Genomic DNA, 8627 nt, shown 5'->3' with positions numbered 1-8627 from the left:
GCGGTGGGTCAGTTGTTACATGGGTGCTGACTCACCGCTATCGCAGGCAAGCCAGCTCCCACAAGGGGCTACATCAGGCTAGCAAGTCTTGTAGCGTGGCCAGGTTGTCCGCTTCATCCACCGCCTTGTCCTGGCGCCAGCGCAGCATTCGCGGAAACCGCACCGCAATCCCGCTCTTGTGCCGCTTGGACAGAGCAATCCCTTCAAAACCCAGCTCAAACACCATGCTCGGCGTCACGCTGCTGACCGGGCCGAACTTCTCCACCGTGGTTTTGCGCACAATGGCGTCGACCTTGCGCATTTCCTCGTCGGTCAGCCCGGAATACGCCTTGGCGAACGGCACCAGAGTGCGCTCGCTGCCTGGCGGGCCGTCCCATACCGCGAAGGTGTAGTCGCTGTAGAGGCTGGCGCGCCGGCCATGGCCGCGCTGGGCGTAGATCAACACGGCGTCGACGCTGAAGGGGTCGACCTTCCACTTCCACCACAGGCCCATGTCCTTGGTGCGGCCCACGCCGTAGAGGCCGTTGCGATCCTTGAGCATCATGCCTTCCACGCCCAGGCTGCGAGAGGCTTCGCGCTGCTCGGCCAAGGCTGCCCAGGTCTTGCCTTCCAGCAAGGGCGAGGGCAATAACACCGGTTGGTTGCACGCAGCGATGACCTGTTCCAATTGGGTACGGCGTTCGGCCTGGATGTGGTTGCGCCAGTCGTCGCCCTGATACTCCAGCAAGTCGTAGGCGAGCACGGCCACTGGCGCATCCTCAAGGACTTTTTTACTCAGGGTCTTGCGGCCAATGCGCTGTTGCAGCAACGCGAAGGGTTGTACCGAGTCTTTCCACACCACGATTTCGCCATCGATCACCGTACCGTCGGGCAGGCCACTGACCAGGCTATGGAGTTCGGGGAAGCGTTCAGTCAGCAACTCTTCACCGCGAGACCAGACCCACAGGCGCCCCTCGCGTTTGACCAGTTGTGCGCGAATGCCATCAAACTTCCATTCCACCTGCCAATCGGCGGGTGAACCGAGCAGCGTGTCGAATTGCTCCATCGGTTGCGCCAGCCCGTGAGCCAGAAAAAACGGATAGGGTTGCCCGCCACGTTGTGCGTGCTCGTCAGACGATTCGGCGGCAATCAGCTTTAGATAGCCTTCGGCTGTGGGACGGTTCGACAAATCGGTGTAGCCCACTAGCCGCTGCGCCACGCGTTTGCTGTCGAGATCGGCCATGGCGGCGAGGGCGCGGGTCACCAGCAGTTTGGATACCCCGACCCGGAAGCTGCCGGTGATCAATTTGATGCACACCATCAGGCTCGGTTGGTCCAGTTGCGCCCACAGCGCCGGCAGCCGGTCTGCAAGGTCCAAGGGTGGCAGACCGCGCAGGGGCAGCAGTTTTTCTTCCAGCCACACGGCCAGGCCGTCTTCGGATGTGTAGGTGGATTCTGGCAGGAGCAGTGAGATGGTCTCGGCCAGGTCACCTACGGACTGGTAGCTCTCTTCGAACAGCCAGGGTTCGATACCGGCCGCTTCGGTGGCCATGTCCCGTAGCAGGCGCGTCGGCACCAGCTGTCGTGGCCTCCCGCCGCTAAGAAAGTAAACGGCCCAAGCGGCATCTGCTGGCGGCGCCTGCAGAAAGTAGGCCTGCAGGGCGGCGAGCTTGGCATTGCTGGAAGTGGTGGCGTCGAGGTTGGCGTACAGCTCGGCGAAGGCTTTCATGCCGTGGCCTCTTCTTCGTCATCGCCGTATTCGGTGCTGAAGCCTTGGGCATCCAAGCCCTTTTCCCGCAGGTGGCGTACCAACACACCGACCGAACCATGGGTGACCATCACCCGTTGTGCCCCGGTTTGTTCGATGGCCCATAACAGGCCCGGCCAGTCGGCGTGGTCCGAGAGCACGAAGCCACGGTCCACGCCGCGCCGCCGTCTGGTACCGCGCAGGCGCATCCAGCCGCTGGCGAAGGCGTCGCTGTAGTCGCCAAAGCGGCGCATCCAGGTACTGCCTCCAGCGGAGGGCGGGGCGATGATCAGGGCTTGGCGCAGCAGTGGGTCGGTCTTTTTGAAGTCGCCGGCATACAGCGTCTCGGGGATGTAGATGCCCGCTTCGCGGTACACCCGGTTCAACGGTTCGACCGCGCCGTGGCTGAGGATCGGGCCGATGCTGGCGTCCAGCCCATGGAGGATGCGTTGGGCCTTGCCGAAGGAGTAGCAGAACAACACGCTGGCTTTGCCGCTGGCGATATTGGCCTGCCACCAGTCATTGATCCCGGCAAAAATCTGCGCCTGGGGCTGCCAGCGGTAAATCGGCAGGCCGAAGGTGGATTCGGTGATAAAGGTGTGGCAACGCACCGGTTCGAAGGGCGCGCAGGTACCATCGGGCTCGACCTTATAGTCGCCGGACGCCACCCAGACCTCGCCCTGGTATTCCAGGCGCACCTGGGCCGAGCCCAGAACATGCCCGGCTGGATGAAAACTCAAGGTCACGCCGTGATGCACCAACCGTTCGCCGTAGGCCAGGGTTTGCAGGTTGATGTCCTGGCCCATGCGCCAGCGCAGGATACCTTCGCCGGGGGCGGCGGCCAGGTAGTGTTGATTGCCGGTGCGGGCGTGATCGCCGTGGGCGTGGGTGATGACTGCACGTTCTACTGGGCGCCAGGGGTCGATGTAAAAATCACCGGCAGGGCAGTAGAGGCCTTCGGGGCGGGCGATGACAAGGTCCATGGGGGTGCCGGGGCGGTGGGCTTGTTAGTTATGAGGCGGGGCTGGGTGCAGAAGTTCTATCTGAATGCAGGTAGTACAAAGGTGGGAGTTGGCTTGCCTGCGATGACGGCCTGACAGCCGAAGCTGTTATCCGTGTGCATATCCATTTCTGCGGTAACGGCCACTTACGGTTCCGCTTTTACAGCGGGTCACTTTTGGAAAAGAGCCCGGAATGCCGGCCCAGCCAAAAGTAACCAAAAGGGCTCTTGCCCCACCACTCGGCACCTCGCTTGGGCTCGGTGTGCCCGTAATTCGCCAGTGATTTGGGGGGCCGCCGCCACGCGCCATCCATGGCGCGGGGCGGCTAAACCGGCATCCCTGCCGGTTTACCCCCCAAATCCCTGTCGAATTACGGCCAGCGTGGTTTAACGGGGCGCCTGAGATCAAAAGCAGATCAAGAGCGGCTCGCTTCGCATCGTGGTTACCCTCGGCTGCTATCGCAGGCAAGCCGGCTCCCACAGTTTTATGCGGTTTCTTCTGGGAAAACCGGGTTACTTGCCAGGCGTCAGGGTCAACCGCGTCTTGCCATAGACCCTTTCAAAGTTCTGCGGCTGCATCGGAAAGCTCAGGTACTGCGCCTTCAACGACGGGTCGATGCCGCTGACATAGTTTGGGCTGGCCGGGTTGCCGGATTGGCCGATGCCGCCCTGGCCCATCATCGGTTCCGCCTGGCCGAAGTCGATGATCATGCGCAGCGCCGACACCTGGGTCGCGTTGAAGTCCTGGCCCCAGCTATAGGGCGCCGGGTTCAAGGTGTTGTGGTCGCCACCGCTGGCAAAGGGGCCGCGGAGGACCTGGCCGCTGGTGTTTTTCCATGTGGTGCTGTGCAGCTTGCCCCACTGCCAGGCCTTGTGATCGGCGCCCAGTTGGCTGTCGCCAGTAGTGATGGCGGCGGCCAGGGTGCGGGCCAGGATCGCGGGTTTGTCTTCTTTTTGCGTGGTACGCGTGTCATCCCAGAACGGGCTGTCTTCGCGGCCCAGCAGGTGGTCGGCGATGGCCGAGTAGGACAGGCTGGCGTTGCTGACGAAGGCTTTCCAACTGGCGCTGTTTTCCGGGCCGAGTTTGTCCAGGAAGATCTGCCGGGCGCTTTCCTGCAGGAACAGTTCGTAGATTGCCGCGTCAGCCGAGGTGGTTGCCAGCCGACCATCGAAGGCCATCAGGCGCTCCAGTGCTTCGCGGGCCTTGGCACGTTCCGCTGTCGGCAGGGCCTCGATGGCCTGCTTGAGCGGCTGGGCCATGCCGGGTGCCTGGAACATGTTCTTGAGCTTGGCGGCGAAGAGGGTGGTCTGGTCGTATTGCATGGTGATCAGGCTGCGGCTGTCATGCTTGCCGGCGTTGGCCAGTTGCGCCAGGCGCTCGCTGCGCTCCGGTGCATCCCAGGCGTTGGACAGTTGCATGCCGTAGCCACGCGGCGCGGTACGCTGGTTGGCGGTGCCGATCCAGCCTTGGGCCGGGTCCTGATCGTACGGGTGCAGCATCGCGTCGGCGTAGCCGTCCCAGTCAAAGCGCGTGTCCCAGCCCGGCGATGGCAACAGGCCTTCGCCTTCGCGGCGGTTGGGGAAACGGCCGGTGACCTGCCAGCCGATGTTGCTGGCGTCGGCGAAGATCATGTTCAGGGCGATGGCACGAATCTCGCGGGTAGCATCCGAGGCCTTCCCGGCGTTTTGTGCGCGGGACAGGTCGAAGAACGCATCCAGGCTCTTGTCGTCCTTGAGGTCGGCGGTTTGCAAGGCCAGGCCAAGACCGCTGGTAAGCGCCTGGCTGCTGTTGAGCAGGGCGCCGTGGCGGGTTTCGTATACCACTTCGCGAATCGAGCGCTGGCCCTTGATGAAGAAGGTTTCGTTGCGCACGCCGGCCGGCAGCCATTTGCCGTTGTTCTCGTAGTACAGCGCATTGCCCTGGCGTTTGACCTTCTCGAGGAACAGGTCCTGGGTGTCGCCCTTGACCGCGCTCATGCTCCACGCGACCTTGCCGTTGAAACCCGACAGCAGGGTCGGCAGGCCGGCAATCGAAGCACCGACGGCCTGGTATTTGGGCGCACGAATCTGCACGTAGTTCCACGGCGACGGTGCTTGTGGCTGCGCGGCGATGTCGTTGGCCAACAGGCTCTTGCCGCTGCGGCTGCGTTGCGGGCCAATGGCCCAGTTGCTTGAGGTGGTGACGCCCAGGGCATTAAGGCTGCGCAATTGCTGGCCCACCGTCTCTAGCCCGGCGAGGCCGGTGATCTGGCTCAGGTTGACGCCTTTGAGCTTGTCGGCTTCGGCCAGCGGGACGGGTTCGTCCGGTGCGCTTGGGGTGAGCCAGGCGAGTTTGTCGACGCCGACCTTTTGCGCCAGCACCAGGGACGAAAGCTCCTCCTGCAAGTTGCTCGACTGGCTGAAATTGAGCAGGCAGAACAGCAGCGCCGAATCTTCCGGCTTCCAGTACTCGGGCTTGTAGCCGCTCTGGGCCAGGTCCGTCGGCAACTTGTCGCGATAACGGAACAGGTAGGCGTTGACGCCTCGGGCATACACTTCAAAGAAGCGTTTGAGGCGCGGCGATGAGGCGCTATACAACTCGCCAGCGCTTTTCTTGAGGTTGACCGCCCGCATGAAACGGTCGACGTCCAGCACTTGCGGCCCCGACATTTCCGCCAGGCGGCCCTGGGCCAGCAGGCGCAGGGTGACCATCTGGGTGATGCGGTCGCTGGCGTGCACGTAACCGAGGCTGAACAGTGCGTCGTGGAAGGTGTTGCTTTCGATCAGCGGCATGCCTTGGGCATTGCGGCGCACCGACACATTCTGTGCCAGGCCCTTGATTGGCTGCACGCCAGCAACGGGCGGCAGGGTGTCCTGGGTGTTCTGGAGCTGGCAACCGGCCAGGCCCAAGGCACTGACCACTGCCGCGGCAACGCCGAACCGGGGAAGAAAATGTAAGAGGGCTGGCGAGGCCATGGCAAAGCTCCTGCGGGGGGTAGCGTCAGTAAAGGCGCTACGTTAGTGAGCGCGGCGAAACGACGCAAGCGGGAGTTTTGGGTTAAGCATTAGAACTTGAGTCAGGCGCAGACCTGTGTGGGAGCGGGCTTGCTCGCGAAAACAGTGTATCAGTCAGTGTCTGTATCAACTGACGGAACGCATTCGCGAGCAAGCCCGCTGCCACATTTGATCGCCTGCAACCTTGGATCAAGGCTGGGGCGGGGGCCGCCGGCATTTTGATCTTCAGTACGGTTTAAGCGCCGTGGCACTTCTTGAATTTCTTCTCGCTGCCGCACGGGCAAGGATCGTTGCGACCGACGTCCTTCAACGCATTGCGCACCGGCTCTTGATGAGCGTGGCCGCAGTTCGGGCCGTGGACATGGCCGTGGTCGTGATCATGGTGGTCGTGATCGTGGTTGCAGTCAGGACCATGGACATGAGGTTGCTGTGTCATCGATGTTGCTCCGGAATAAAATCGCCGGGGATTATCTCGCCATTGTGTGCCACCTGCACGTCATTACCGATGAATAATCCGGTTTTCAGTTCGCCCTCTAAACGATAAGGCACGGGCCGGTCGGGATTTTTCAGCATCTGCACCACCTCACGCACCTGTGGCCAGAGGTTGGTGCGCACAGAGACCTTGAAGAATTTGTGACCGCGTGGCGGTACGGTCAGCCACTCGTTGGACTCGCCTTCGGTCAACACCAGATTGCCCAGGCTGACCTTGTAGACCAGGCCGCGCACCGTCAGGTCGGCGTCGTCGCGGTTGTCCACGCGAAAGTACAGCTTGAATTTCTGTTCCAGCAGCTTGGCCCGCACCACTTCGACCTTGACCAGGGAAACGTGGGGGGGCGGCGCGTCGTCTTCGAACCAGGACGCGCAGCCGGTCAGGCCCAGGGTCAACGCCAGCATCAAGCTATACATCCGAAGCATGGCGCTATCCCCGTCGAGTGATTAGAAGTAGCTGGAACAGCACTTCTTGAATTTCTGCCCGCTGCCACACAAACAGGCATCGTTACGTCCGGCCTTCACTTCTACCGTAGGGTCGATGAAGTACCAGCGCCCTTCATTCTGTACGAAAGAAGACTGCTCGCGGTGACTATGTTCACCGGCAGCGTCATGCCAGCGCGCGGTAAAGGTGACAAAGGCGTGCTCAGGCTGGCCGCCGAATACCTCGGAGCTTTCCACCTCCAGGCCCAGCCAGGTGCTCTGGGCACTCCAGGCGGCAATGGCGTCGCGGTCCAGGCCGGCCTGTTGCGCAGGCAGCGTAGTGGCGACCAGGTAATCGACCAGGCCCAGCACATAGGCGCTGTAGCGCGAGCGCATCAACGCGCTGGCACAGGGGGCCGGGTGACCGGCGTGATAATGGCCGCAGCAGGCATCCAGCAGATTGCCGCTGCCACACGGGCAAATGGATGTACTCATCGGGTTACCACCAATACTTTCCGAAGTTTTCCGGGTTGGCCCAGAAGCGGGCGTTGAGCCAGTCCGGCACCTGTTTATAGTCAAGCAGATCATAGGTAAACAGCGTGAGTACCTGATCATCGCGTTGGAAGCGTTCACCGGCTTGCAGGGCCAGGGAGAAAAAGTCGGTGTCCTTCCAGTCGCAGGCACTCAGGTCGACCAGCACCGCAATGCGGCTGGCGTTGAGGTTACGAATGCCACCGAGCAAGGTCAGGCCTTGGGGTTTGGGCAGGTGCTCCAGGCAGTCGACCACCAGCGCGAGGTCAAAACGCTGCACCGCGAGGTCTTCCGACAACGGCCCTGGCGCGGCATAGAACACCTCGGTGTCCGGGTGCGCAGCTTTGAAGGCATCCAGCGTCGGAAATTGGCTGGCGCCCACTAACAACAGGCGTTTTGGCCTGTGAAGGTCCAGCAGGGCCGCCAAGGCGTGTTGGGGCGTACGGGCAGAAATTCCAGCGGTCATTGCAGATCCTCGCATCAAGACCGTAGAGACTAGCGCGGCTGGGCGCGTGGGCCTAGAGCGCGGCGGTCGATACCCACCGAGGTGGAATTGAAGTTTTTTGATCCTTCACTGGCAAATCGCCGGTAGAAGTCGTTACTGTGCGCTCAAAGAAAAATTTGAAAACACTCAGGAGCCCCATGATGCGTAAGGTTTTTCTGTTGGCCCTGTTGGTCAGCCCCGTTGCCCTGGCCCAGAGCGTCAGTGTCGAAACCAATTCGTTGATGCGCCTGCCCAGCAGCACCAGCGTGTTGCAGCTTGAACGCCTGGACGTAGCGGACTACGGCACCTTGCTGATTCCGGCCACTATCAGCCAGGTCACGGTGGATGAGCTGCACTTGGGGCGCGACGCACGCATCACCATTGTGCCTGGCAATAGCGCCTTGCAAATGCAGGTACGCGAGGCGCAGCTGGAGCACGGTAGCCAGATCACCTCACGGGGCGCCCCCGGCACCCACGAAAAACCCGCCAAGGCTGGGCGTGATCTGACCTTGCGCATTAACTCGCTGACTGCCCAAGCGCTGTCGGTGGATGCCCGTGGTGGCGCTGGAGCTCAAGGATATGCGGGCCTGGACGGTGCCAACGGCGTGGACCCGGGTTGCACCTGGGGTTCCGCCGGGCGCGGCTTTAATGGCGATAACGGCGGCGATGGCCGGCCAGGGGCAGCGGGCGCCCAAGTACGCCTGGAGTTGCCACAGGAATTCCCGGCTGAACAGATCAAGGTCTGGGTCGATGGCGGGGCTGGAGGCCTGGCGGGTGTTGCAGGTAAACCCGGCAAGGGCGGGCAGTCCAAGGGCTGCCTGGTGTACCGCGCGGACGGCGGCGAAAAGGGCCGGCCAGGGTTGGAGGGGCAACCGGGGCCGGCTGGGCCTGCGGGGTCTGTGACTATCCAGCGGCTCTGAGTCGCCTGGCCTGACGCTATCGCGGGCAAGCCCGGCTCCCACATTTGGAATGCATTCCAG

8 protein-coding genes are annotated in these 8627 nt (G+C 62.4%); 1 reads left to right on the top strand and 7 read right to left on the bottom strand.

The features are described 5' to 3' along the window. Nucleotides 1-73 precede the first annotated feature (73 nt). The 7 genes from AC07S6_RS27235 to AC07S6_RS27205 all read right to left on the bottom strand — a co-directional run bounded on the left by AC07S6_RS27235 (nucleotide 74) and on the right by AC07S6_RS27205 (nucleotide 7629). A complete protein-coding gene (locus AC07S6_RS27235; RefSeq protein ID WP_495113410.1) occupies nucleotides 74-1708 on the bottom strand; it encodes an ATP-dependent DNA ligase in 1635 nt (544 codons plus the stop codon). Further along, entirely contained in the window at nucleotides 1705-2709 is a 1005-nt protein-coding gene (locus tag AC07S6_RS27230) for a ligase-associated DNA damage response exonuclease (RefSeq protein WP_495113409.1), read from the bottom strand. The genes AC07S6_RS27235 and AC07S6_RS27230 overlap by 4 nt, the downstream gene beginning before the upstream one ends. 530 nt (nucleotides 2710-3239) lie before the next feature. Beyond that, nucleotides 3240-5681 (bottom strand): penicillin acylase family protein, encoded by a 2442-nt coding sequence (locus tag AC07S6_RS27225; protein ID WP_495113408.1) that lies wholly within the window; start codon nucleotides 5679-5681, stop codon nucleotides 3240-3242. Between the two features lie 274 nt (nucleotides 5682-5955). Continuing rightward, on the bottom strand, nucleotides 5956-6156 hold the full coding sequence (locus tag AC07S6_RS27220) for an SEC-C metal-binding domain-containing protein (RefSeq protein ID WP_003189235.1): 201 nt from the start codon (nucleotides 6154-6156) through the stop codon (nucleotides 5956-5958). Beyond that, the gene (locus tag AC07S6_RS27215) at nucleotides 6153-6635 is read right to left on the bottom strand and encodes an LEA/WHy family protein (protein ID WP_054897983.1); all 483 of its coding nucleotides are present in this window, start codon (nucleotides 6633-6635) and stop codon (nucleotides 6153-6155) included. Before AC07S6_RS27215 ends, AC07S6_RS27220 begins: the two co-directional genes overlap by 4 nt. Nucleotides 6636-6656: 21 nt before the next feature. Further along, on the bottom strand, nucleotides 6657-7127 hold the full coding sequence (locus tag AC07S6_RS27210) for a YchJ family protein (protein WP_034125936.1): 471 nt from the start codon (nucleotides 7125-7127) through the stop codon (nucleotides 6657-6659). Between the two features lie 4 nt (nucleotides 7128-7131). Further along, nucleotides 7132-7629: a DUF6231 family protein gene (locus AC07S6_RS27205; RefSeq protein WP_495113407.1), complete on the bottom strand. Its 498-nt coding sequence runs from the start codon at nucleotides 7627-7629 to the stop codon at nucleotides 7132-7134. 179 nt (nucleotides 7630-7808) lie between these two features. Here AC07S6_RS27205 and AC07S6_RS27200 point away from each other — a divergent pair, with 179 nt between their 5' ends. After that, complete coding sequence (locus AC07S6_RS27200) at nucleotides 7809-8567, top strand: collagen-like protein (RefSeq protein ID WP_490613680.1); 759 nt, start codon at nucleotides 7809-7811, stop codon at nucleotides 8565-8567. Nucleotides 8568-8627 lie beyond the last annotated feature (60 nt).

It is taken from the genome of Pseudomonas sp. GW821-FHT07B01 (assembly GCF_059419065.1).
The sequence above is the reverse complement of the archived record's forward strand: the minus strand, read 5'-3'. Positions and strand labels throughout refer to the sequence as shown.